Source organism: Mycobacterium sp. SMC-21 (genome assembly GCF_045310825.1).
In the GTDB taxonomy this organism is placed as follows: Bacteria; Actinomycetota; Actinomycetes; order Mycobacteriales; family Mycobacteriaceae; genus Mycobacterium.
Genome location: NZ_JBJIAO010000001.1, coordinates 137,652 through 162,124 on the forward strand (window position 1 = coordinate 137,652; position 24,473 = coordinate 162,124).

The following is a 24,473-nucleotide window of genomic DNA, read 5'->3' on the forward strand; positions in this document are numbered from 1 at the left end:
GGGCGGCGGCGGTCTGACGCCATCGGACATCGCACCGGCGCGGCTGGGGCAGCAGCAGATCGACCAGTTGCAGCAGCAATACCCGCGTGGCCGACATCCTGCCGCTGACGCCGCTGCAGCAGGGTCTGCTGTTCCACAGCAGCACCGCGCACGAGCGGGCCGACGTCGCGGCCGAAATGTACTCGGTGCAGCTGGATTTCACGCTGACCGGCGCGCTGGACCCGCAGCGACTCCGCGATGCCGTGCAACGCACCGTCAACCGGCATCCGCACCTCGCGGCCACGTTCAGTCAGCAGTTCGACGAACCGGTGCAGGTGATCCTGGCCGAGCCGGAGATCGCTTGGCAATTCCTCGATTTCGGCGCGACGGGTGTGCTCGACGAAGACGAGATTCAGCGACTGTGCGCCGCCGAACGCGTCGCGGTCGGCGACCTCGCCGGTGAGCCGCCGTTCCGGGCCCTGCTGATCCGAATCGCCGAGGACCGGCACCGGTTTGTGCTGACCAATCACCACATCGTGCTCGACGGCTGGTCGCTGCCGATCCTGCTGCGTGAGATCTTCGCCGGCTATGCCGGGCACCGGTTGCCGCCCGCGGCGTCGTACCGGAAGTTCATCACCTGGCTCGCCGATCGCGATCTCGATGCGGCGCGCGCCGCGTGGGGTGAGGTGCTCGCGGGCTTCGATACGCCGACGCTCGTGGGCCCGCAGGACCGGCTGCAGGACCGGTTGGGGCGGGGGCAACGCGGCTTTGCGTCGTTCCAGGTTCCGGCGGAGACCACGCGCGCACTGTCAGACCTGGCCCGCTCGTGTCAGACCACCGTCAGCACCGTGCTGCAAGGCGCGTGGGCAGTGCTGCTGTCGTCCTTGACGGGCAGGCACGACGTGGCGTTCGGTACCGCGCGGTCCCGGCTCGGACAGCTCGATGTCGGCGACACCGAATCGATGGTCGGCCTGCTGATCAACACCGTGCCGGTGCGTGCCAACCTGACCGCGGGCACCACCGTCACCGGCCTGCTCGACCAGCTGCAGACCGCGCACAACGACACCCTCGACCATCAGCACCTGGCGCTGGGCGAGATTCACCGCGTGGCCGGCCATGACCAACTTTTCGACACGCTGTTCGTGTACGAGAACTATCCGGTCGAAGCGGGGATGTCCGTAGGGGTCGATGACCTGGCCATCGCCGAGTTCGCGAACCGCGAGTTCAACCACTATCCGCTGACGGTCGAGGCGTTCCCGGGTGACGAGCTCGGGCTGCACATCGAATACGACACCGAGGTGTTCACCGAAGCCGGGATCGCTTCGCTGATCGGCAGACTGCGCCGGCTGTTGGTGGCGATGACCGAGGACCCGGCGCGGAAGCTGTTGTCCATCGACCTCCTCGACGAGGCCGAGCAGGACGAATTGCGGCGTTGGTCGGGCGCCGGGGTGCAGGCGCCGATCGGACTCGGGCCCGAGCTGCTGGCCGCGGCCGTCGCGGTCGATCCCGACGCGGTCGCCGTCATCGACGGAGCGCGCAGTCTGACGTATCACGAGCTCGACGAAACCTCGAACCGGTTGGCGCGCCTGCTGATCGAGAACGGGGTGGGTCCCGAACGCGCCGTGGGTGTCGCGATGGACCGGTGCGCCGAACTGGTGGTGGCGTGGTGGGCCGTGCTCAAGGCCGGCGGCGTGTACGTGCCGGTGGACCGCACCCACCCCGTCGAACGTATTGCCACGGTGCTGGATTCGGTCGCCGCCACGTGCGTGCTGACGCGGGACGCCGACCAGGTGGGCGGTGCGGGCCCGCGTCCGGTGTTGCGGGCGGACGTGGATCTGTCCGGTTTCCGCGCCGAACCGATCACCGACGGCGAGCGCCCGGCGCCGTTGGCCGTCGACAACACCGCCTACGTCATCTTCACGTCGGGCTCGACGGGTGAGCCCAAGGGCGTGGCGGTCAGCCACGCCGGCCTGCTGGGTGCCGCTGCAGCACAACGTGACTCGTACGAGCTGACCGCCGAAGCGCGCGTGCTGATGGTCGCCGCCCCGACCTTCGACGCGTCGCTGTTCGAGATGCTGATGGCGACCGGCGCCGCGGCCGCATTGGTGGTGGCACCGCGGGACGTGTACGCCGGCGAGGCGCTCGTCGATCTGATGCAACACCACCGGGTCAGCGCGACGCTGCTGACCCCGACGGTGGTGGCGTCACTGGATCGGTCGCGGCTCGACGGGCTGACGACCCTGATCACCGGCGGTGAGGCCTGCCCCGAGGAACTCGTGCAGTCCTGGGCGCCCGGGCGCCGCATGTTCAACGCGTACGGACCCAGCGAATCCACCATCTGGGCCACCGGCACCCCGCTGACGCCGGGCCGGCCGGTGAACATCGGTAGGCCCATCGCGGGCACCCGGACCCTGGTGCTCGACGCCCAACTCAACCCCGTGCCGCCGGGCGTGACGGGCGAGCTGTACCTGGCGGGCCCCGCGGTGGCCCTCGGTTACGTGGGCCGGCCCACGCTGAGCGCCGAACGGTTCGTCGCCAATCCGCATAGTGGGCACGGTGATTCCGGCGGCCGCATCTACCGGACAGGCGACCTGGCGCGCTGGAACGCCGACGGCACGCTCGACTATCTGGGGCGGGCCGACACCCAGATCAAGCTGCGCGGCCAGCGCATCGAGCTGGGCGAGATCGAGAGCGCGCTGCTGGCCTGCCCGCAGGTCAGCCAGGCCGCCGCGACCGTGCATCACGGCACCGGTGGCGCCCAACTGGTCGGCTACATCACGTTCGAACACGCCACCGACGGCAGCCGCGACACCCAACACGACGCGGAGATCGTCGGCGAGTGGCAGGACATCTACGACGAGCTGTACGGCGCCGACGACGCGGAAGGCCAAGCGCCCGAGTTCGGTTCGGACTTCCGGGGCTGGAACAGCAGCTACACCGGCGAGCCGATTCCGCTGGCCGAGATGGAGCAGTGGCGCGCTGCCACGATCGACCGCATCATGGCGCTGCGCCCGCGGCGGGTCCTGGAGATCGGCGCCGGCTCGGGCCTGATCCTGTCCCAGATCGCCCCGCACTGCGAGCAGTACGTCGCAACCGACGTGTCATCGGCAGCGGTCGACAAGCTGGCGCGTTCGTTGCGGGAGTTGCAGATTCCGTGGCGTGACCGCGTCGAGTTCATGGCGCGGGCCGCCCACGTCACCGACGGACTGCCCCGTGGTCACTTCGACACCATCATCGTGAACTCGGTGGTGCAGTACTTCCCCAATGCGGCGTACCTGACCGAGGTCATCGACAAAGCGGTGGAGCTCCTGGCGCCAGGCGGCACCCTGTTCCTCGGCGACATCCGAAATCACAGTCTGCAGAACACCTTCCAGACCGCCATCGTGCTGGCTCGTAGCGCGGAGGCCGGTACCGACGCCGCGGTTCTCCGGCAGCGCGTCGAGCATGCCGTGCTCGGTGAGGCCGAGTTGCTGCTGGCGAAGCAGAACATGGCCGCCCTGCAGGAGGGCGCCAACGCCCTGGCCGAGGGCAGCCGCAAGATCGCCGAGGGACTGCGTGTCCTCGACGACCAGACCAAGCAACTCGGCGAAGGCCTCTCGCACGCGTCGGCATTCCTGCTGGCGATGAAACTGCACGCGTCCGAGCCGGGCGCCGCGGGCTTCTACATCTCGCCGGAAATCCTGGGCAACGACAAATTCAAGGACCTGGCCCGGGTTTGCATGTCGCCCGACGGGCATTCGGCGCGGTACCTGGTCGAGTCCAAGCTCAACCCGTACGACACCAAAGCCATGGATCAGGTCAAGGCGATCCTCGCCGCCGCGCAAGGCGCACAAGCCAATACGTCGCTGGCCGATGCCAAGATCGCGATGTCGGGCATGACGCCGTATTACGCGGAACTGCGCGACTACTTCAACAAGGACCTGCGGTACATCGTGCTGATGACCGTCATCGTGGTCTTCCTAATCCTGGTGCTGTTGCTGCGGGCAGTGGTCGCGCCGCTGTATCTCGTTGGCACCGTGATCCTCTCGTGTCTGTCATCGCTCGGCATCGGCGTCATCGTGCTGCAGATCCTCGGCGGCCAGCCGATGGCGGCGAGCACCCCGGGCATGGCATTCATCGTGCTGGTGGCAGTCGGCGCCGACTACAACATGCTGCTGATCTCCCGGATCCGCGACGAATCCCCGAACGGCATCCGCTCGGGTGTCATCCGCACCGTGCGCAGCACCGGCAGCGTGATCACCTCTGCCGGAATGATCTTCGCCGCACCCATGTTCGCCATGCTGTTCAGCAGCATCGGCTCGATGGTGCAGGGCGGCTTCATCATCGGCGTCGGCCTGCTGATCGACACCCTGATCGTCCGCACCGTCACCGTGCCGGCGCTGGCCGTGCTGGTCGGCAAGTACAACTGGTGGCCGTCGCGAGCCAAGCGGAACCCGGCGCCCGCCCTGAGCTAGCGTGGGGGCATGGCCGATCTGCTCGCGCTGACGCCCACGTTGTACCGGCTGCGGATCCCTGGCGAGCGGGCACATCTGCTCAACTGCTACCTGCGCCTCGACGCCGACGGCGTGACGCTCATCGACACCGGCTGGCCCGACAGCGCCGCGCTGATCGCCGACGCCCTCGCCGCGCTGCGGCGCCGGCCTGTCGACGTGAAACATATTGTGCTGACGCACTTTCACGAGGACCACTGCGGCGCCGCCGCCGAGATCGCCGGCTGGTCAGGTGCCGAAGTCATTGCCGGAGAGCCTGATTCGTCGTACATCACGGGTGACGACGCCGGTCCGATACCGGTGCTGACCGACGCCGAGCGAACGCTGCGGCCGGATTTCGACGCCGCACCGCACGGTCCGGCCTGCCGCGTCGACCGCACCGTGACCGACGGCGACGTCCTCGACTTCGGTGGCGGCGCCCGCGTCATCGCCGTACCGGGACACACTCCGGGCAGCATCGCGCTGTATCTCCCGGACGATGATGCCGTCCTGACCGGCGACGCCGTCGCCGAGGTGAATGGTCAAGTGGCCGTGGGTGTCTTCAACACCGACCGGCCCGCCGCGGTCCGGGCCGCCGGCATCATCGCGGCGACCGGCGCCCGCATCGCCGGGTTCGGCCACGGTGAGGCGATCGTCGGCGACGCCGCGGCCCGCATCGCCGCCGCCGTCGACCTGTTCGCCTGAGTCAGGCCGTGACGGTGAGCTCGACGCGGCCGTCGGTGCCGAGGGTCTCGCGTTCGGCCAGTGCGGAGGTCTTGGCGACGAGCCGGACCCGGTCGGCGCGGAACAGATCCTCGGAGTATTCGAACGGCCGCCCGCCCGCATCCGAGGCGACACGCGTCATCGCCAGCAGGGGAGTGCGCGTCGGGATTTCGAGCCAGGACGCTTCACGGGGATTGGCGCTGACGACCTCGATGCTCTCGACCGAGGTGACCGGCCGCAGGTCGTAGCGGACGGCCAGGATGTCGTAGAGCGACCCGCCGAGAGGTTGCTCGAGCAGGTCCGGCACGAGGTCGGCGGGGAAGTGCGCGCAGTCGACCGACAGCGGGAAGCCGTCGGCGTAGCGCAGGCGCTGGATGACGACGAGTTCGGTGTCGGGCTCGATGCCCAGGCGTTGCGCCTCGATGGCCGTGGCGCCGCGCAGGGCCGTCGACAGCACCCGGCTGCGGGTCGTGGAATGACCGCCCTGCTTCAGCCGATTCGGCAGGCCCGACAGCTCGGCGACGTTGCGTTCCACGAGCACGGTCTTGATGAACGTGCCGCCCGCACGGCCGCTGCGCCGCTCCAGGATGCCGGCGCGGCTCAGCGGAACCAGGGCGCTGCGCAGCGTCGCCCGCGAGACGGAGAACTGCTCGGCCATCTCGCGTTCGGAACCGAGACGGTCACCGGGACGGAGCGTTCCGGCGTCGAGCATGCTGACGATGCGGCGCCGCACATCCTCGGCTACCGGGCCACCCTCGGACTCGTCCATGTCGTTCACCGTACCGACCTGGTGTCACCCGGCGACGGCGTCCAGGGATTCCGGCAGGATTTGCCCGCCGTCGACGACGATGGACTGGCCGGTGAGGTAGCGGGCCTCGTCGCTGGCGAGGAACGCGGCGACGTGGCCGATGTCTTCGGGAGTGCCCAGCGTTCCGGCGGGGATGGAGCGGGCCATGCCGGCGATGTAGTCCTCGCCCATCTCCTGCAGCCCCTCGGTGAGGATGTTGCCGGGCAGGATGGCGTTGACGGTGATGCGCTTGGGCGCGAGTTCGATTGCCGCGGTGCGCATGAAGCCCAGCTGTGCGGCCTTGGATGCGCCGTAGTGCGACCAGCCGGGGAAGCCCGTCACCGGACCGGTGATCGACGAGGTGAGGATGACACGGCCGGCGCCGCTGCGGGTGAGCGCCTCGAGACAGGCCTGCACGCTGTAGACGGTGCCCTTGACGTTGACGTCGAGCACGGTGGCGAGATCGTCGGGTGTCATGGTGGCCAGCGGTGCCTCGGGGAAGATGCCGGCATTGGCGCACAGAACGTCGATGCCGCCGAAGGCGTCGACGGCAGCCTCGGCCATCGCCTGGCAGGACCGGGGATCGGCCACGTCGACCGCGACCCCGATGATCTTGCCGGACCCGAGCCCGTCCAGGCCGGAGACGGCGGTGTCGAGGTCGTGCAGTGAGCGGGCCGCCACGGCGACATTGGCGCCCGCGGTGGCGAAGACCGCGGCGATGCCGTAACCGATGCCCTTGGTGGCGCCGGTGACGATGACGTTCTTGTTGGTGAGATCGAACATGGTGCGCGGTGTCCTGTCAGTGGGAGAGAGTGGGAGCGGTCGCGGGCACATCAACCCGGAACCACGATGGGTCGGTGAGGTAGGCCTGCGCCAATTGTGCTGTGCCGGAGGCGTATCGGTGCCCGAGGGTCTGTGCCGGTCCGGATTCGGGATGGCTGCCGATCCAGGCTGTGAGCATCAGGCGGCGCAGCATGACGAAGGTGGGGATCTCCGCGAGGTCGGCAGCGGGGATGTCGCGGACGGTGCGGTAGCCGGCGAGCCATTCGTCGATGATGCGGGCGGCGTCCGGGGTGTCCTCGACGAACGACACCACCGCGCCCAGGTCGGCGAGGTACCACGACCAGCCGCAGTCGTCGAAGTCGATGACGGTGATCTTGCCCTTGTGCACCATCAGGTTCGACATCCGCAGGTCGGCGTGGACGAGCCCGAAGCGCTCGGGGCCCATGCCGTAGTCGGTGAGGCGTTCGATGACCTTGCGTTCGGCCTCTTCGATGACGGCGGCATCCGCGGCCGAGAGGGAAGGCGCGTCCCGCCAGTCACCCCAGCGCCCGGCGGCGCCGAGCATGGTGTCGAGATCCCACCGGAACCGCGTGAAGGCCTCGGGTCGCTGCCAGTTCTGGACGTGCTCGTGCAGAGTCGCGGTGATGGCTCCCAGTTCACTGAAGCTGATGTCGGAGGCGTCGTCCTCGGCGATGGTGCCTTCCACAAAGGTGAACAGGTCGACGAGGTAGGTCTCGTCGCCGATGCGGGCCTCCACGACGCGGCGCCCGTCGGGAGCGGGTATCACCTGCGGCGTCGTGATGGCGGAGTCGCGGCGCAGGCTTTCCATCCAGTCGAGTTCGGATTCGATGGCGGCCAGCGAGTGGTAGCCCGGCCGGTGCACGCGCAGGACCTGGCGGCCGGTCTCCGATTCCACCAGGAAGGGGCCGTTCTCCGAGTAGCTCAGCAGCGTCACAGTCGCCGAATCGAGTCCATAGTGGGGGAGCGCGGCGTGCGCGAAGCGTTCGTAGTCGGTGGCGGCCATGTCGCTCATTGTGGCTCTCCTGAACTGGCGGTGTGGGCACGGTCACTATTTGGTCTGGTCAGTTCTACCGCACTTCGGATCGAAAGTGAACCAAAACCGAAAATTGGTAACGACGGTTTTACGGGCCGGAAATATGGCGCTCTTTTAGCCCGGACCACAGGAAATACGCAGGTAGTACGGGTATTGACCGCGCTGGAGTGGTCTGGTACCAATAGCCGTGTGCCGATGGCGTGGGGGTCCATTGGTCCATCGGATAGCTGAAGTGCCGCTCGACGGAGCAGACCAAATAAACCCAAAACCGGCCAGCGTGGCCCGGACCCATCTCCCATCAGATCGGATCGGTTAGCACCCATGAGTGAAATCGACGACCACCCACGAACTGCCCCGGTGACATCGGCGCCGCCCGACAGCGGCCCCGGCGTGCAGCGCCTCAAACCCAACGCCGTCGGCTTGATCGGCGTGCTGTTCATGGCGGTGGCCACCGCCGCCCCGATCACCGCGATGGTCGGCAACGTCCCGATCGCCGTCGGGTCCGGTAACGGTGCGGCCGCCCCCGCCGGGTACCTGATTGCGACGATCGTGCTTGGCCTGTTCGCTGTCGGATACGCGGCGATGTCGAAGCACATCACCGCGACGGGGGCGTTCTACGGCTACATCTCGCACGGACTCGGACGGGTGCTCGGTCTGTCGGCCGGCTTCCTGACGGTCCTGGCGTACGTGGTTTTCGAGGCGTCCCTGGTCGGCATCTTCTCGTTCTTCTCGCGGGATCTGTTCGCATCACTGTTAAACGTGCACCTGCCGTGGCTGCTGTTCGCCGTGGTGATGATCGTCGCCAATGCGGTGCTCACCTACTTCGATGTCAACTTGGCCGCGAAAGTGCTTGGCGGACTGCTGATCACCGAGATCGTGATGTTGACGCTGATGGCCGGCTCCGTCGTCGTCAGCGGCGGTGGCCCGGAAGGCTGGTCGCTGTCATCTCTCAACCCGATCAACGGGCTCAAGGGGCTCGACGCCGTCGTCCCGAACGTCAACGGCGCGGGCACCATGGCCGTCGTCGGCTCCGCCGGAATCGGCTTGTTCTTCGCCTTCTGGTCCTGGGTCGGATTCGAGTCCAGTGCCATGTACGGCGAAGAGTCCAAGAACCCCAAGAAGATCATCCCCGTCGCGATCATGTCGTCGGTGCTCGGCATCGGGGCGTTCTACATCGTGGTGTCGTGGCTGGCGATCGTGGGCACCGGACCCAGCAAATCCATTGCGCTGGCGCAGGATACGAACACCGCCGGTGAAATCTTCTTCACTCCGGTGCGCGAGCACCTCGGCGGCTGGGCAGTGACCATGTTCCAGATTCTGCTGACCACCGGCTCCTACGCGTGCGGCATGGCATTCCACAACTGCGCTGCCCGCTACATCTACGCGCTCGGCCGCGAAGACATCCTGCCCAGAACCGCGAAAACCATTGGCCGTACCCACCACAGCCACGGATCCCCGCACATCGCGGGCTTCGTGCAGACGGCAATCACCCTGGTGATCGTGCTGTGGTTCGCGGTCTCCGGTCGCGATCCCTACAGCGGGCTCTACGGCCTCGCCGCGCTGCTGGGTACCTCCGCCATTCTCATCGTGCAGGCGATCGCGGCGTTCTCGGTCGTCTCGTATTTCCATGTGCGCAAGCAACATCCGGAGACCGCGCACTGGTTCCGCACCTTGGTCGCGCCCGGCCTCGGGGGCCTCGGCATGCTGTACGTCATCTACCTGCTGATCAAGAACGCCTCGTTCGCGGCCGGTACGGCGAAGGACGACATCGTCTTCGCGTCGATTCCCTGGGTTGTCGGCGGCACCGCCATCGCCGGAATCGTGGTGGCCCTGGTGCTCCGGGCCAAGTCCCCGCAGCGCTACGACCGATTGGGGCGCGTCGTGCTCGACGAAGAACGCTGACGTAACGACCTGACCCAGCGCCGATCGCTTTCTACCGCAAGGACAACGAACATGGCTTTCTCAACAATCATGGACTCCAACAGCTACACCGGCGGGGAAGAGCTCGACCCCACCACCGATGCCATGGTCGAGAAGCGGCGATCGACGCTGGGTCCGTCGTACCGGCTCTTCTACAACCGGCCGGTCCACCTGGTGAAAGGTGCCGGCGCGCACCTCTACGACGCCGACGGCAACAAGTACCTCGACGCGTACAACAACGTCGCCAGCGTCGGGCATTGCAACCCGCGGGTCATCGAGGCCGTGACCCGGCAGATGTCGGAACTGAACACCCACACCCGCTATCTGCACGGCGGCATCCTCGACTACTCCGAGCAGCTGCTGGCGACATTCCCCGAGGAAATCTCCTCGATCATGTACACCTGCACGGGATCCGAGGCCAACGACCTGGCCGTCCGGGTCGCCGAGCAGTACAGCGGCGGCACCGGCGTCATCGTCACCGAGGAGGCCTACCACGGCAACAGCGCGCTGATCTCGGCGATGTCGCCGTCGCTGGGCGTCGGAGTGCCACTGGGCACCAATGTCCGTACGGTGCGCGCGCCGGACTCCTACCGCATCGATCCGGCCGTTCTCGGCACCTGGTTCGCCGACCAGATCAGCGCCGCGATCGCCGATCTCGAGCGGCACGGCCACAAGTTCAGTGCGCTGCTGCTGGATTCGATCTTCTCCTCCGACGGCATCTACGTGGACCCCTCGGTGCTGGGGCCGGCCGTCGAGGTCGTCCACCGCGCCGGTGGCGTGTTCATCGCCGACGAGGTGCAGCCGGGGTTCTCGCGGACCGGTGAGGCCATGTGGGGATTCCAGCGGCACGGCGTGGTGCCCGACCTGGTGACGATGGGCAAGCCCATGGGCAACGGCATTCCCGTCGCCGCGATGGCCGCCCGCCCGGAGATTCTCGACGTCTTCGCGCGGGAAACCCCGTACTTCAACACCTTTGGCGGCAACCCGGTGTCGATGGCCGCGGCGCAGGCCGTCCTCGACGTCATCGTCGGCGACGGGCTCGCCGAACACGCCGTCGCCGTGGGCGATCAGTGGCGGGCCGAACTCCGCGTCCTGGCCAAGGAGTACCCGCTGCTCGGCGACATCCGCGGCACGGGCCTGTACACCGGAATCGAGATCGTCACCGACCCCGACACCAAGGAACACGACAGGGGCACAGCCCAGCGCATCGTCGACATGATGCGCGATAACCGCGTTCTGATCTCTGTGTGCGGCGGACATGGCAACATCCTCAAAGTGCGACCCCCTCTGGTGTTCTCGATGGCGGACCTCGACTGGTTCATGACGGTGTTCTCTGCCGTCGTCAAGGAGCTCGCGTGAGTGCTTATCGTGAGGCGTTCGAGGCTGCCGCCGAGCGGCCCGACGACTTCTGGCTGGCGGCCGCGCAGGCCATCGACTGGACCGTCGCGCCGACCCGGGCGCTCGACGACTCGGCGGCGCCGCACTACCGCTGGTTCCCCGACGGGCAGCTCAACACCTGCTACAACGCCCTCGACCGGCACGTCGAGGCCGGCAACGGGGACCGCACCGCGCTGATCTACGACTCGGCGATGGTCGGTGTGCAGCAGTCCTTCACGTATGCCGAACTGCTCGACCGCGTGGCGCGCTTCGCCGGAGTGCTTGCCGCACAAGGCGTCACCAAGGGTGACCGCGTCGTGATCTACATGCCGATGATCCCCGAAGCGGTCATCGCGATGCTCGCGTGCGCCCGCATCGGCGCCGTGCATTCGGTGGTCTTCGGCGGGTTCGCCGCCAACGAACTCGCCGCCCGCATCGACGACGCACAGCCGGTGGCGCTGCTGACCGCCTCCGGCGGTCTGGAACCGGGTCGCACCGTCGAATACCTGCCCGTCGTCGCCAAGGCGCTGACGCTGACCAGCGCCGCGCCGGCCACGGTGATCGTCAAGAACCGCGGCGAGATCGCGGGGGCGGCCGCCGACTATCCGGGCTACCTCGATTGGGACACGTTGGCCGCAGGTGCCGAGCCCGCCGCTCCGGTGCCGGTGGCCGCCACCGACCCGCTCTACATCCTGTACACCTCCGGCACGACCGGGCGGCCCAAGGGCGTCGTCCGCGACAACGGTGGGCACGCCGTCGCGCTGGCCTGGTCGATGAAGAACGTCTACGACATCGGTGCCGGCCAGGTGATGTGGACGGCCTCGGACATCGGGTGGGTCGTCGGCAGCTCGTACATCGTGTACGGGCCGCTGATCGCCGGCGCCACCACCGTGCTCTACGAAGGCAAGCCCGTCGGCACCCCCGATGCCGGCGCGTTCTGGCGGGTCATCGAGCAACATCGCGTGGCGGCGCTGTTCACCGCGCCGACCGCGCTGCGTGCCATCCGTAAAGCCGACCCCGACGCGTCATTGCTTGCGGGCCATGACATTTCGACACTGCACACGCTTTTCGTCGCCGGGGAGCGGCTGGACCCCGACACCTATGAATGGGCCTCGGAGAAGTTGCACTGCCCCGTCGTCGACCACTGGTGGCAGACCGAAACCGGCTGGGCCATCTGCGCGAACCTGCGCGGGCTCGAACCCATGCCCATCAAAGCCGGATCCCCGACCGTGCCGGTACCCGGCTACCGCGTCAGCATCGTCGACGCGTCGGGCAATCCGGTCGGGTCCGGCGTCGAGGGCAACATCGTCATCAAGCTGCCGCTGCCGCCCGGAACCCTGGCCGGACTGTGGCAGAACGACAAGGGCTACGTGCAGTCGTACCTGTCGGCGTTCCCCGGCTACTACCTCACCGGTGACTTCGGCTACGTCGACGACGACGGCTACCTCACCGTGCTGGGCCGCACCGACGACGTGATCAACGTTGCGGGGCACCGGCTTTCGACAGGGAGCATCGAAGCCGTCATCGCCGGCCACCGGGCCGTCGCCGAGTGCGCCGTCATCGGTGTCCACGACGACCTCAAGGGGCAGCGGCCCAGCGGCTACGTCGTGCTCAAGGCCGGGGCGGACATCGACGGCGGGGTGCTGCAACAGGAACTCGCGGCGATGGTGCGGGACCAGATCGGTGCCGTCGCCACCTTCCGTGACGTCACCGTCGTGGGCGCGCTGCCCAAGACCCGCTCGGGCAAGATCCTGCGAAAGACCATGCGGCAGATCGCCGAAGGCACCGACTACGTCGTCCCGTCCACCATCGAGGACAGCTCGGTGATCGACGCGCTGATCCCGGTGCTGCGCCCCAGCTAGCACTCCGCCGCGCCCGGTAAGTTGGCGGCAATGTGGGGTTCTGTGGCGGTGCTGGCACTGCCGATCGCGTTCGATCCGGTGCGCCTCGGCGTCAACCTGTTGCTGATCTCCCGGCCGCGCCCGGCGCAGAACCTGCTGGTGTACTGGGTCGGCTGCGTGGCCGCGAGCGTCATGCTGCTGTTGCTTCCGCTGCTGGCGCTGCACTTCACCGACCTGGCGTGGGTGCACGACCTGGCCAACCCGCGCACCACCGCGAGCGCGACGATGCGGCACCTCCAGGTGGCCGTCGGCGTGCTGCTGCTCGTCATCGCGGCAGTGACGGCGGTGCGGATGGTGACGCGCCGGCGCACACCGGACGACGACGTCTCACCCGTCTCGAAGTTGTTGCACAGGGACCCGGACGCGCCGCCGCGGGGCGGCCTGCTGGGACGCGCGCAACGCGCCTGGGAGAGCGGGGCGCTGTGGGTCGCGGCGGTGATCGGCTTCTGGGCCGGCCCGAACCCGTCGCTGGTGCTGTTCGCGCTGACGACGATCCTGGCGTCGGGCGCCGCCATCGGCACACAGATCGCCGTCGCGCTGGTGTTCATCGTCGTCAGCCTCGCCGTCGTCGAGGTGGTGTTGCTCTGCAATGTCGTCGCACCGGCGAAAACCCAAGCGGCACTGCGGAAAGTGCACGACTGGGTCGGCGGCTACCGGCAACAGATCGTGGTGGCGATCGTGACGCTCGTCGGCCTGGCGTTCATCGCGCAGGGTGCGGGGTTGTTGGCGTAGGGTTAAAGCCGCTCCAACTGGGAAAAGAGTGGGGATGGCTGATCACGAGGTCCACCACGACGGATATCCGACCCACCGCCGAAAGGTCCGCTTCGACTGGTCGGACACGCCGCTGCACTGGGTTCCCGGCGATCCGTTTTCCACCCACATGCTGAACGTGCTGCACCTGATGCTGCCGGCCGGTGAGCGCTGGTTCATCCAGGTCGTCAACGAGGCCGAACCGCTCGTCGACGACCCGCAGATGAAAGCCGCGATCAAGCCGTTCGTGCAGCAGGAGGGCTGGCACGCCCAGGCGCACCAGATGGTGCTGCAACATCTGCTGGAACAGGGCATCGACACCACGCCGTTCACCGGCACCATGTCCACCGAACTGCCCGCGGTGGGTGACAAGGCCGCTGCCAAACAGTCACGACTGCCGCGGGTGGTGCAGCGGTGGGCGCTGTACCAGCGCCTGGCGGTGGCCGCGGCCCTCGAACCCTTCAACGCGGCGCTGGGCCAGTGGACGATCCAGAACCGCGGCCTCGACTACGCCGGCGCCGACCCGACCATGCTGGATCTGCTGCGCTGGCACGGGGCAGAGGAGATCGAACACCGCGCGCTGGTGTTCGACATCTACCAGCATCTGTGCGGCAACTACCTCATGCGGGCGGTGACGATGCTGCTCACCGCGCCCGGGTTCCTGCTCACGTGGTACCGGGGTATGCGGTACCTCATGAACGCCGACCCGACCATCTCCGCCAAGCCGCGGTTCCGCGACTGGCTGCGCGCCTCGCGGGAGTACCGGGTGCCCGGTCCCTGGCTGCTCATGGTGACGGTGCCGTTCCGCTACATCCGGCCCGGCTATCACCCCAACGCGGAGGCGTCGACACAGATGGCGCTGGACTACCTGGAGTACTCGCCAGTGGCCCGTGCTGCCCGGGAGCAGGCCGCGGCAGGCGGTCAGTAGTCGATCTGCGCATCCAGATCGAATTCGGCAAGGACTCGTGACACCGTGTCGCGCAACGCTTCCCGGGTGTCGAGCCGGCCCGGGAGATAGGCGGAGATTCTGATCGACATCTTCCCGCCGGCGCGCCCGGATGACAGGAACATCTGGCCGCCCATCGCCTCGAGCAGGCCCTTCGTGATGTCGGGCTCGACCGATCGCATGGACAGGTAGTCAGCCTCTGTGCCGTCGGGCCGGCTCACCGCCGCCGGCACGTCACCGACGTTGGAGCAGGTGACCGGCAGGACGGCGCCGCCTGCTGCCAGCGCACCGAACTTCCGGACCGCCCATTTCGGCGTGACCGCCGCCAGGGCCGTCGGCGCCAGGGCCTCTTCGTCAGGGTTCTCGATGGTCTCGAGGGTGGCGCGCGTGATCTTGGCGCGGATGTCGGCGAGGTCCTTCGCCGCGTGCGTCGGGTCGACCACGACGTCGGCACTCGTCAGCGCATTGGCGCGGGTATCGCCCTCGGTCCGCCGCGACAGCACGAAGCGCAGCGTGACCGTCCCGTCCTCCTGAACGCGTCCGGTCGCCACCGCGAGCCGGCACGCGATGCCGGCGATGAGCGAGTTGCTGCCGCCACCAAGACTTTTCGCGCGCGCATCCCATGCGCTCAGATCGATCTGCGCGGTGAGGCCGGGGACGTCGACCTTCTGGTCGCTGCCGGCTCTGCTCGGGGGTGCCGGCTTGGCCGGCGGCGCTGATTCGCTCCCTCCGCGTCGCGCCATCCGGGCCACGGCGGCCACGCCGTGCGCCATGTCGGGCAGATCCTTGACCGTCTGCCGCAGATCCTCGCGCAGCGCGCGACCGCGAGGCCGTGACCGCGCGGGCAGATAACCCAGGTCGTGCGTCCGGCCCTCGACGGCGTCGGCGACCGCCTGCCCGAAGGCGATGGCATCGACGATCAGATGCGACGCTACGAGGCTGATCGCGGTGGCGCCGCCCTCGAGCGGCAGCACCCCGAGATGCCAGCCGGGGCCCCGCTCGGGATCGAGCGGCAGCCGGGCGCGCTCGTCGGACCATGCGCTCACCGCGGCGCGCGGCCGTGCCGTCGCGGCGAAGTCGATGTCGGGCGCCGCCGGAGACCGGACCCAGCGATCACGGGCGAACGGTACTGACGCCCGCTCGATCAGGCGCCCCAGGAGACCATGACCAAGGTTGTGGTGAAACCGCCGCAACGCGGCGACGTCGACGGCCCGGTCATAGATCCAGGTCATCTGCAGGACCGTGCCATGGCTTGCGCGCAGCGCGAGGAACGCGGCCTGGTCCAGATAGGCGAGCCGGTCGTCCACGGGCCGAGCGGAGGGCGCGTCGACATGCGTTGCGGCCGCGGCGGCGTCGGTGGCGGTGAGCGAACCGGCGAGGTGGGCCGCCAGCGCACTGGCGCTGGGGTGGTCGAAGATCAGGGTCGGCGGCAGGGCCAGGCCCGTCACGGTCTTGAGGCGGTTGCGTAGTTCGACGGCGGTGAGGGAGTCGAAGCCCAGCTCCTCGAAAGCGGCCTCGCGGTCGAGATCGTCGGGCGTGGGGTGGCCCAGAACCGCCGCCGCCTGCGCGCACACCATGTCGGTCAGCAGCGTGCGCTGCTCGTCGCGCGTCAACCCGTTGAGGCGCTGGGCCAGCGCTGACTTCGAGGCGGTGGCATCGCCGGAATCGTGGGCCGGCCGCCGCCGCGGACTGCGGACCAGCCCACTGAACAACACCGGCAGACTTCCGTTGCGGGCCTTGGTGTTCAGTGCGGCCCGGTCCAGGCGGGCGGCGACGGTCACGGGGTGATCGTGCGTCAGCGCGTCGTCGAACAGTTGCAGCGCCTGCGCGGGTGTCATCGGCGCCAGCCCGCTGCTGCTGATCCGGGCCAGATCACGGTCGCTCAGGTGGGCCGTCATCCCACCGGACTGTTCCCACATTCCCCACACGAGGGACGTCCCGGCCAATCCCAGGGCTCGCCGATGGGCGGCAAAGCCGTCCAGGAACGCGTTCGCCGCTGCGTAATTGCCCTGTCCCGGTGCGCCCACCGTGGCGGCGATCGACGAACACAACACGAACATCGCCAGATTCAGATCGCGGGTGGCTTCGTGCAGGTTCCAGACCGCGTCCACCTTGGCCCGCAGCACCGGGCCCAGCCGGTCCGGGGTCAGGGAGGCGATCACGGCATCGTCGAGGACGCCCGCGGCATGGATCACTCCGCGCAGTGGCGGGGAGCACTGCGCGACCAGCGCTCGGACCGCGTCCGGATCGGTGACATCGCAGGCCGCCAATTCCACGTGGGCGCCGGCATTTTCCAATTCGGCGGCCAGCGCGGCGGCGCCCTCGGCGCGGTCCCCACGCCGGCTGGCCAGCACCAGGTGCCGGACGCCGTAGGCACTGACCAGATGGCGGGCCAGATGCGCACCGACCATTCCGGTGGCGCCGGTGATCAACACCGTGCCGTCGGCGAGCCGGCCGGCCAGCGCCGTCGGCATCGTCAGCACCACCTTGCCGACATGGCGCGCCTGACTGATGAACCGGTAGGCCTCCGGGGCGCAGCGGACGTCCCAGGGGGTGACGGGCAGGGGCCGCAGCCGCTCCGTTTCGAAGAGCTTGGTCAACTCGCACAGCATCGCCTGCATCCGTTGCGGTTCGGCCTCGGAGAGATCGAAAGCCTGGTACCGGATACCGGGATACTGCGCGGCGACCGCCTCGGCGTCGCGGATGTCGGTCTTGCCCATCTCGATGAAGCGCCCACCGCGGCCCAGCAACCGGAGCGACGCGTCCACGAATTCCCCGGCCAGCGAGTCGAGCACGATGTCGACGCCGCGGCCCCCGGTGACCGCCAGGAACTTGTCCTCGAAGTCGAGGGTGCGCGAATCGCCGATGTGGTCGTCGGCAAAGCCCATGGCGCGCAAGGTGTTCCACTTGCCCGGACTGGCGGTGACGAAGACGTCCGCACCGAGGTGGCGGGCCAGCTGCACCGCCGCCATGCCCACCCCGCCGGTGCCGGCGTGCACGAGTACCGATTCCCCGGCAGCGATGCCGGCCAGATCCACCAATCCGTACAGGGCCGTCAGGAACGCCACCGAGACCCCGGCGGCCTGCTCGAGCGACCAGCCCTCCGGCACCGTGGTGAGCAACTGCTCATCGACCACGGCCACCGGGCCGGTGCCGGCCATCAGGCCCATCACCGCATCACCGACCGCGATGCCCGAGACGCCCGGGCCGGTCTCCACCACCACGCCGGCGCCCTCGGCGCCCAGCACGGGGGCCTGCCCGGGATACATGCCCAACGCCGCCATGACGTCGCGGAAATTGACGCCGACCGCAGCCACCGCCACCCGCACCTGGCCGGCCGGCAACGCTGTTTCCACCTCCGGGCAGGCCCGGAAGGCGAGGTTCTCCAACGTTCCGTCACCGCCGACGGCCAACCGCCACGCACCTTCCGGTGGCACCAAAAGCGCTGGGGCCGAGGCCAACCGGGCGGCGTGCACCTTGCCGGACCGCACCACGAGTTGCGGCTCTCCGGCGGCGACGAGCTTGGTCGGGTCGACGGTGCCGTCGGTGTCGAGAAGCATGATGCGGCCCGGGTTTTCGGCCTGCGCCGAGCGCACCAGACCCCACACCGCCGCGGCAGCCAGATCGCCGATGTCTTCGCCGGCCAGTCCCACCGCGCCGCGGGTCGACACCACCAAGGTGCCGGCACGCTCGTCGGCCAGCCAATCCTGCAACACCTCGAGGGCGGCGCGCGTGCCGGCATGCACCGCGCCCACCACGTCGTCGTCAGCGGATGTGTACTCCCACACGACCACTCGGTCACGATCCGCCGGTTCGGACATGTGGCTCAACGATATTGGTGTCCAGAGCACTTCCAGTGGTCCGTCGGGGGCGGGCAGTTGCGCGGCGCCGATCGGGCGGGTGGTCAGTGCGCGCACCGTGAGCACCGGCGACCCGGCGTGGTCGGCCACGTCCACCGACAGCTCGTCGTCGCCCAGTACGGTGATGCGGGCCCGTACCCGCCCGGCGCCGCCGGCATGCAGCGTCACACCGCGCCAGCAGAACGGCAACATCGTCTGGGTGGTGTCGCTGGCCAGCCCGGCCGCGTGCAGCACCGCATCCAGCACCGCCGGGTGGATGCCCATCGCGTCGGCCGCACCCGCGTCTTCGGGTGCGGCCACCTCGGCGAAAAGCTCAGGGCCGCAGCGCCAGAGCGCGATCAGGCCCTGGAACGCCGGCCCGTACTCGTAGCCGCGCTCGGCGAGCCGCGCATAGCCGTCGGACAGGTCGACGCTCGCCGCACCGGGCGGCGGCCACGCCGTCAGGTCTCCTGCGCGCTCCGAAGCGTGGGCCGACAGCGTGCCCTCGGCGTGCAGCGACCACTCCGCGTCGGACTCATCGCGACGTGCGTACACCGAGACCGCCCGGCTGCCCGACTCCGCGGCAGCGCTCACCACCACCTGAAGTTGGGTCGCGGCGTCCTCGTCCAGGACGAGGGGCGCAGCGAGCACCAACTCGTCGATGGTTCCGCAGCCCACCTCGTCGCCGGCCCGCAGAGCCAGCTCCACAAACCCGGTCCCGGGGAAAAGCACCGCGCCGCCGATCAGGTGATCGGCCAACCATGGCTGATCCGCCAAGGACAAGCGCCCGGTCAAGACCACCCCACCGGAATCAGGCCGCTCGACCACCGCGCTCAACAACGGATGGTGGGCGGCATTCAGCCCCAGCGCCGCGGTACCCGCGGACCCGGCGGAGGTCGGCATGGTCCAGAAGCGACGCCGCTGAAATGCGTAGGTGGGCAACTCGATCCGGTGCCCACCCGAGGCGACCGCCGGCCACGCCACGGGCATGCCGGTGGTGAACAACCGGGCGGCGCCGTGCAGGAGTGCCGCCACCTCTGGCCGGCCCTTGCCTAGCAGCGACACCGTGACGGGTTCGGCCGGTGACACCGACTGTTCGACGGCCGCCGTCAACCCGCTGCCTGGACCGACCTCGATGAAATGCGTCGCGCCGTGGGTCTGCAGGGTCCGGATGCTGTCGGCGAAACGCACGGGCCGGCGGATGTGCTCCACCCAATATGGTGCCGAGCCGAAATCGCCTGCGGCATCCACTGATCGGGCCGTCACATTCGAGATCAGCGGAATCTGCGGCCGGCGCGGTTCGACTTCGCCTGCGAGCCGCGCGAACTCGTCGAGCATCGGCTCCATCAACGGCGAGTGGAAGGCATGCGAGACCGCGAGCGGGTGCACCCGGTGGCCCCGCGCGGCCAGCCGCTCGGCGGTCTCGGTGACGGCGCCCTGCGGACCCGAGAGGACCACCGACTCAGGCGCATTGATCGCCGCGATCACCGCACCGTCGGCCAGCAATGGCGTCACCACGTCTACTGCGGCGCTCACGGCCGTCATCGCGCCGCCGGCCGGGAGGGCCTGCATCAGGCGTCCGCGGGCGGCGACCAACAATGCGGCGTCCGGCAGCGTGAGCACCCCCGCGACGTACGCCGCCGAGAACTCACCGACCGAATGTCCCAGCACGAAGTCGGGCGTGACGCCCCAGCTCCGCAGCACCGCGAACAACGACACTTCCACCGCGAACAGCGCCGGCTGCGCGAATTCGGTGCTGTCGAGCAGGCCGCTGTCGGAGCCCCAGAGCACCTCGCGCAGCGGCAGCCGCAGATGACGGTCCAGCTCGGCGGCCACTTCGTCGAACACCGTGGCGTACAACGGCAATTGGTCATACAGCTGCCGGCCCATCCCGAGGCTCTGTGAGCCCTGCCCGGGAAACACGACCACCGACTTGCCGACCGCGCCGGCACGACCTGCCACGACTGCCGCATGCGGTTTGCCGGCGGCCAACGCAGTAAGTCCCGCGGAGAGTGCCTCACGATCCGTGCCCAGTACCACCGCGCGGTGCTCGAACACCGAACGTCGGGCCAGCGAGTACCCCACGTCGACAGGCTGGAGTTCTGGATGGGCGCGCAGATGTGCCGACAAGCGGCCGGCCTGCGCGCTCAGCGCCTCGGCTGATTTGCCCGAGATGACCCACGGGAGTGCGCCGCTCGGGTTCTCCGCCCCGTGGCTTTCCGGTTCAGCCGGCGGACCCTGCTCCAGAATCACGTGCGCGTTGGTGCCGCTGATGCCGAACGACGACACACCGGCCCGGCGGGGGCGCCCATCGAGTGGCCAGGGCCGGGCCTCGGTCAGCACGGACACCGCACCGCGGTCCCAATCCACGCGCGGGGAGGGGACATCCACGTGCAGCGTCGCCGGCATCACGCCATGGCGCATGGCCTGCACCATCTTGATCACCCCGGCCACGCCCGCGGCGGCCTGGGTATGACCCATGTTCGATTTGATCGAGCCCACCCACAACGGCCGCTCCGCCGGCCGGTCCTGCCCGTAGGCGGCCAGAAGCGCCTGCGCCTCAATGGGATCCCCCAACGTGGTGCCGGTCCCGTGGCCCTCCACGACATCCACGTCGGCGGCGGTCAACCCCGCGCTGGCCAGGGCGGCCCGGATCACCCGCTGCTGCGACGGCCCGTTGGGGGCGGTCAGCCCATTGGAGGCGCCATCCTGGTTCACGGCACTGCCGCGCACCACCGCCAGCACGGGATGCCCCAACCGCTGGGCATCCGACAACCGCTCCAGCGCCAGCACGCCGGCGCCTTCGCCCCACGCCGTCCCGTCCGCGGCGCCGGCGAAAGCCTTGCACCGGCCGTCCGGGGCCAGTCCGCGTTGTCTGCTGAACCCGATGAAGGTCTCCGGTGACGTCATCACCGTCACGCCACCGGCCAACGCCAGGTCGCATTCGCCCGACCGCAGCGACTGCGCGGCCCAGTGCAGCGACACCAACGACGACGAGCACGCGGTGTCCACCGACACCGCCGGCCCCTGCAGCCCCAACACGTACGACACCCGGCCCGAGGCCACGCTGAGTGCCGAGCCGGTCAACCCGTAGCCTTCGAGCCTGTCGGTTCCCGCGGCGCCGTAGCGTTGCGCGAAGACCCCGGTGAACACCCCGGTGGCGGAGCCGTGCAATGACGTCGGATCAATTCCCGCCTGCTCCAAGGCTTCCCACGAGCATTCGAGGAGCAGCCGCTGTTGCGGATCCATCGCCCGCGCCTCACTGGGGCCGATGCCGAAGAAGCCGGCGTCGAAGTCGGCCACGTCCGCGAGGAAGCCTCCCCAGCGGGTGTAGGTCTTGCCCGCCGCATCGGGGTCGGGGTCGAACAAGCCTTTCACATCCCACCCGCGGTCGGTGGGGAACTCCGACACCACATCCTGCGCGTTCGCCACCAATTCCCACAGGCCCTGGGGCGTGTCCACCCCGCCGGGGAAGCGGCAGCCCATGCCCACGATGGCGATGGGCTCGTCGGCCCCGGTTGCCGGGGCCGACGCGACGGGGCCTGCGCCGGCGGACAATTGGGCTTCCACATGCCGGGCCAGTTGTCTGACCGAGCCGTAATCCCAGCCGACGGTGTCCGAAAGCTGAAGTCCGGTAACGGCTGCCAGCCGGTTGCGAAGTTCGACCGTCATCTTCGAATCGAAGCCGAGTTCGGAGAAGGCGAGATCCCGGTTCAGTGCTTGCGCGTCCGTCAGGCCCAGCATTTTCGCGACCTCGGCGCACACGGTATCGGCCACCAGCCGGTGCTGTTCCTGCCGCAGGGCGGCGACCCGGTCACTGAGCGTCACGTGATTCGGTGGGCGTTCGGGAGCGGGCGGCGGTGTATCCGAGGGTGTTTCGGCGGCCGGGTAATCCCAGATCGGCGGCGCCGGGCTCTCGGCGCGCAGCGCGGGGCGGACCAGCTTGCCGGTCGGCGTGCGGGGGAGCTGCTCGACCACGGCGAATCTGTGTGGTACCTGGACGGCAGACAGCTGAGAAACCAAGCGCTGGTGCAGGTCTCGGAAGACCGATTCGTCGACGACGGCATTTTCGGCGGGGACGAGGAACGCCTGCAGTGCCGAGACACCGGGTGACTCTTTCACCCCGACAACGGCCGCGTGCGCGATTCTGCCGTCCTGGGTGATGAGGCGCTCGATGTCCCGTGGATTGACGTTGACGCCACCGATGATCTCGGTGTCGTCCGCGCGGTAGCAGTACGTCACCCAGCCGTCGGCGTCGACCGACACCCGGTCCCGCGTATCGTGCCAGTCGCCATCCCGTACGAGAGTGCCGGCCGGACGATTCCAGTACCCCGGCGATATCGACGGCCCGCGGGCCCAGAGGTTCCCCACTGTGCCGGGAGGCGCCACCGCGCCCTCCGGCGTGACGACGCGGATCTCGTAGGGCGGGAGAACTTTTCCGATGGTGCCAGGACGCCAGTCCGCGATGGTGTTCGAGACGAACGTCTGCCCCACCTCGGTCGAGCCGATCCCGTCGAGTATCGGGATACCGCCGAAGAACTCCGTCATCCGCTCGGCGAGCCGCACGTCGAGAGCTTCGCCGGCTGATACCAGGCAGCGCAGCGAACGGAATGATGCGGGGGAGCAGGCTTCGACGATGCGCGCGAAAAACGTCGGCACGCCGTAGAGCACCGATGCGCCGAATGTGGTGCTCAGGTCGGCTGTCGCTTCGGGGGTGACCGGCCGTTTGACGATGACCGCGGAACTGCCTGTCGCAAGCGGGAACCAGACCGCGTTGCCGAGCCCGTACGCGAAGTACATTGGCGCACTGCACAACCCGACATCGGGTGCGGTGAGGCGCAGTGCTCGGTCACACATCGCCTCGACGTAGGCCCACACGTCGGAGTGCCGGTGGATGGCGGCCTTCGGTGCACCCGTCGTACCGGAGGTGTAGGTGGCGTAGGCGGGAGCGTCGCCGCTCAGCGGCTCGTAGCCGGCCGGGCCGGCATGGGCCGCTTCGGAAACCAGCTCCGCGGCGTCGGCGACGGCCGACTCACCAAACCGGTCGAGGAGCGCGCCGGATGTGATGACAAGGCCTGGCTCCGTGTCGTTTTCGGCGAAACGGTGGTCCCGGCGATTGAGCTCGGGGTTGGCGAGGAAGGCCACGATGCCGCGGCCGAGGCAGGCCAGCAGCAACTGTACGAGTTCGGGAGAATCCGGAAGGCACAACAGGACGCGGTCTCCGGCGGAGAGTCCACGGCGCTGTAGCACCGTCCCCAAACGTGCTGCGCCGTCGTGGATTTGCCCGTGGGTCACGACCTGCGGGCCATGGTAGGCGGGCCTGTCCCGCCATCCTGCCTGCGATGCACGTTCGGCCAGCAGCGCTGCCAGATTTCCGCTCGGCAGCGTCATGATGCGGTTGCCTCGAAATCGAGGAAGTACTCGGTGATGACGATGACGGGCCGGCCGTCGAGGATGATGCGGTACCGGCGGCTGACGGTCCTCGATTGCGCGTCCCGATCCGTCGCGGCGGCAAGCCAGTCGGGTGATTCCGCCACCCAGATGTCGGCCGGCTCCTTGAATGTTTCGAGGCGGCTGGCGGCCATGATCTCGCCGATGGGCGCAGTTGTGCTCGTCAGGTCTGCCGCGATGGTCGGGGGCAGCAGGTCGATGGCGATGAGGGATTCGGCGCCGACGAATCGCCGGCCCGAGGTCCGGCCGTTGAGCAGGACACGGCGTTGCAGAACCCGGCCCGACAGGTGGTCCCACTGGTCGAGTTCGTGCGGATGAATCTGCTGCTCGACGACCTGGACCACGATCTCCTCGCCGCTGACGACACCGAGAATCCGCGTGAGGGTGCCGTTTGTCGCGATGAGTATCCGTAGGTCCCGATTGAGCTGGTGGATTTCTTCGCCCGCCAGAAAGCACTCGGACATATGGCCGTTCCTAATCGAAGACGCCAATAC

General features: G+C 68.7%; 11 protein-coding genes and 1 pseudogene. 7 read left to right on the forward strand and 5 right to left on the reverse strand.

The window, feature by feature from the left end; all coding sequences use genetic code 11:
• Positions 1–86 precede the first annotated feature (86 nt).
• Positions 87–4,433, forward strand: a complete 4,347-nt coding sequence (locus ACJH6H_RS00665) for an amino acid adenylation domain-containing protein (protein WP_406774032.1) — start codon at positions 87–89, stop codon at positions 4,431–4,433.
• Between the two features lie 9 nt (positions 4,434–4,442).
• Positions 4,443–5,153: an MBL fold metallo-hydrolase gene (locus tag ACJH6H_RS00670; protein WP_406774033.1), complete on the forward strand. Its 711-nt coding sequence runs from the start codon at positions 4,443–4,445 to the stop codon at positions 5,151–5,153.
• Between the two features lies 1 nt (position 5,154).
• Here the strand turns inward: ACJH6H_RS00670 and ACJH6H_RS00675 are convergent, their stop codons facing one another.
• Genes ACJH6H_RS00675 through ACJH6H_RS00685 form a run of 3 tightly spaced genes read right to left on the reverse strand, consistent with a single transcriptional unit; the run spans position 5,155 to position 7,774 of the window.
• Positions 5,155–5,940 carry a GntR family transcriptional regulator gene (locus ACJH6H_RS00675; protein ID WP_212807384.1) on the reverse strand — a complete coding sequence of 262 codons (786 nt, stop codon included), beginning with the start codon at positions 5,938–5,940 and terminating at the stop codon, positions 5,155–5,157.
• Positions 5,941–5,964: 24 nt separating this feature from the next.
• Positions 5,965–6,741: a 3-oxoacyl-ACP reductase FabG gene (gene fabG, locus ACJH6H_RS00680; RefSeq protein WP_406774034.1), complete on the reverse strand. Its 777-nt coding sequence runs from the start codon at positions 6,739–6,741 to the stop codon at positions 5,965–5,967.
• Positions 6,742–6,757: 16 nt separating this feature from the next.
• On the reverse strand, positions 6,758–7,774 hold the full coding sequence (locus ACJH6H_RS00685) for a phosphotransferase enzyme family protein (protein ID WP_406774035.1): 1,017 nt from the start codon (positions 7,772–7,774) through the stop codon (positions 6,758–6,760).
• Between the two features lie 342 nt (positions 7,775–8,116).
• On the opposite strand from ACJH6H_RS00685, the gene ACJH6H_RS00690 reads away from it, so the two are divergent.
• The 5 genes from ACJH6H_RS00690 to ACJH6H_RS00710 are packed head-to-tail and all read left to right on the forward strand — an operon-like array spanning position 8,117 to position 14,671.
• Positions 8,117–9,697 carry an APC family permease gene (locus tag ACJH6H_RS00690; RefSeq protein WP_406774036.1) on the forward strand — a complete coding sequence of 527 codons (1,581 nt, stop codon included), beginning with the start codon at positions 8,117–8,119 and terminating at the stop codon, positions 9,695–9,697.
• 51 nt (positions 9,698–9,748) lie between these two features.
• Positions 9,749–11,074 (forward strand): aspartate aminotransferase family protein, encoded by a 1,326-nt coding sequence (locus ACJH6H_RS00695; protein WP_406774037.1) that lies wholly within the window; start codon positions 9,749–9,751, stop codon positions 11,072–11,074.
• Complete coding sequence (locus tag ACJH6H_RS00700; protein ID WP_406774038.1) at positions 11,071–12,954, forward strand: propionyl-CoA synthetase; 1,884 nt, start codon at positions 11,071–11,073, stop codon at positions 12,952–12,954. Before ACJH6H_RS00695 ends, ACJH6H_RS00700 begins: the two co-directional genes overlap by 4 nt.
• Positions 12,955–12,984: 30 nt before the next feature.
• Positions 12,985–13,725 (forward strand): GAP family protein, encoded by a 741-nt coding sequence (locus tag ACJH6H_RS00705; RefSeq protein WP_406774039.1) that lies wholly within the window; start codon positions 12,985–12,987, stop codon positions 13,723–13,725.
• A 34-nt stretch (positions 13,726–13,759) separates the two neighbouring features.
• The gene (locus ACJH6H_RS00710) at positions 13,760–14,671 is read left to right on the forward strand and encodes a metal-dependent hydrolase (RefSeq protein ID WP_212807377.1); all 912 of its coding nucleotides are present in this window, start codon (positions 13,760–13,762) and stop codon (positions 14,669–14,671) included.
• A 1,310-nt stretch (positions 14,672–15,981) separates the two neighbouring features.
• On the opposite strand, the pseudogene ACJH6H_RS00715 reads toward ACJH6H_RS00710, so the two are convergent.
• Both ACJH6H_RS00715 and ACJH6H_RS00720 read right to left on the reverse strand, forming a co-directional pair.
• A pseudogene (locus ACJH6H_RS00715) lies at positions 15,982–23,919 on the reverse strand (SDR family NAD(P)-dependent oxidoreductase); the annotation flags it as partial.
• Entirely contained in the window at positions 23,916–24,443 is a 528-nt protein-coding gene (locus tag ACJH6H_RS00720) for a chorismate pyruvate-lyase family protein (RefSeq protein ID WP_212807375.1), read from the reverse strand. The gene ACJH6H_RS00720 and the pseudogene ACJH6H_RS00715, both read right to left, overlap by 4 nt.
• Between the last annotated feature and the right edge of the window lie 30 nt (positions 24,444–24,473).

Coding starts and splice junctions, on each gene's coding strand:
- ACJH6H_RS00670 (WP_406774033.1), top strand. CDS start 4,443: ATGGCCGATCTGCTCGCGCTGACGCCCACGTTGTACCGGCTGCGGATC.
- ACJH6H_RS00675 (WP_212807384.1), bottom strand. CDS start 5,940: ATGGACGAGTCCGAGGGTGGCCCGGTAGCCGAGGATGTGCGGCGCCGC.
- fabG (WP_406774034.1), bottom strand. CDS start 6,741: ATGTTCGATCTCACCAACAAGAACGTCATCGTCACCGGCGCCACCAAG.
- ACJH6H_RS00685 (WP_406774035.1), bottom strand. CDS start 7,774: ATGAGCGACATGGCCGCCACCGACTACGAACGCTTCGCGCACGCCGCG.
- ACJH6H_RS00690 (WP_406774036.1), top strand. CDS start 8,117: ATGAGTGAAATCGACGACCACCCACGAACTGCCCCGGTGACATCGGCG.
- ACJH6H_RS00695 (WP_406774037.1), top strand. CDS start 9,749: ATGGCTTTCTCAACAATCATGGACTCCAACAGCTACACCGGCGGGGAA.
- ACJH6H_RS00705 (WP_406774039.1), top strand. CDS start 12,985: ATGTGGGGTTCTGTGGCGGTGCTGGCACTGCCGATCGCGTTCGATCCG.
- ACJH6H_RS00710 (WP_212807377.1), top strand. CDS start 13,760: ATGGCTGATCACGAGGTCCACCACGACGGATATCCGACCCACCGCCGA.
- ACJH6H_RS00720 (WP_212807375.1), bottom strand. CDS start 24,443: ATGTCCGAGTGCTTTCTGGCGGGCGAAGAAATCCACCAGCTCAATCGG.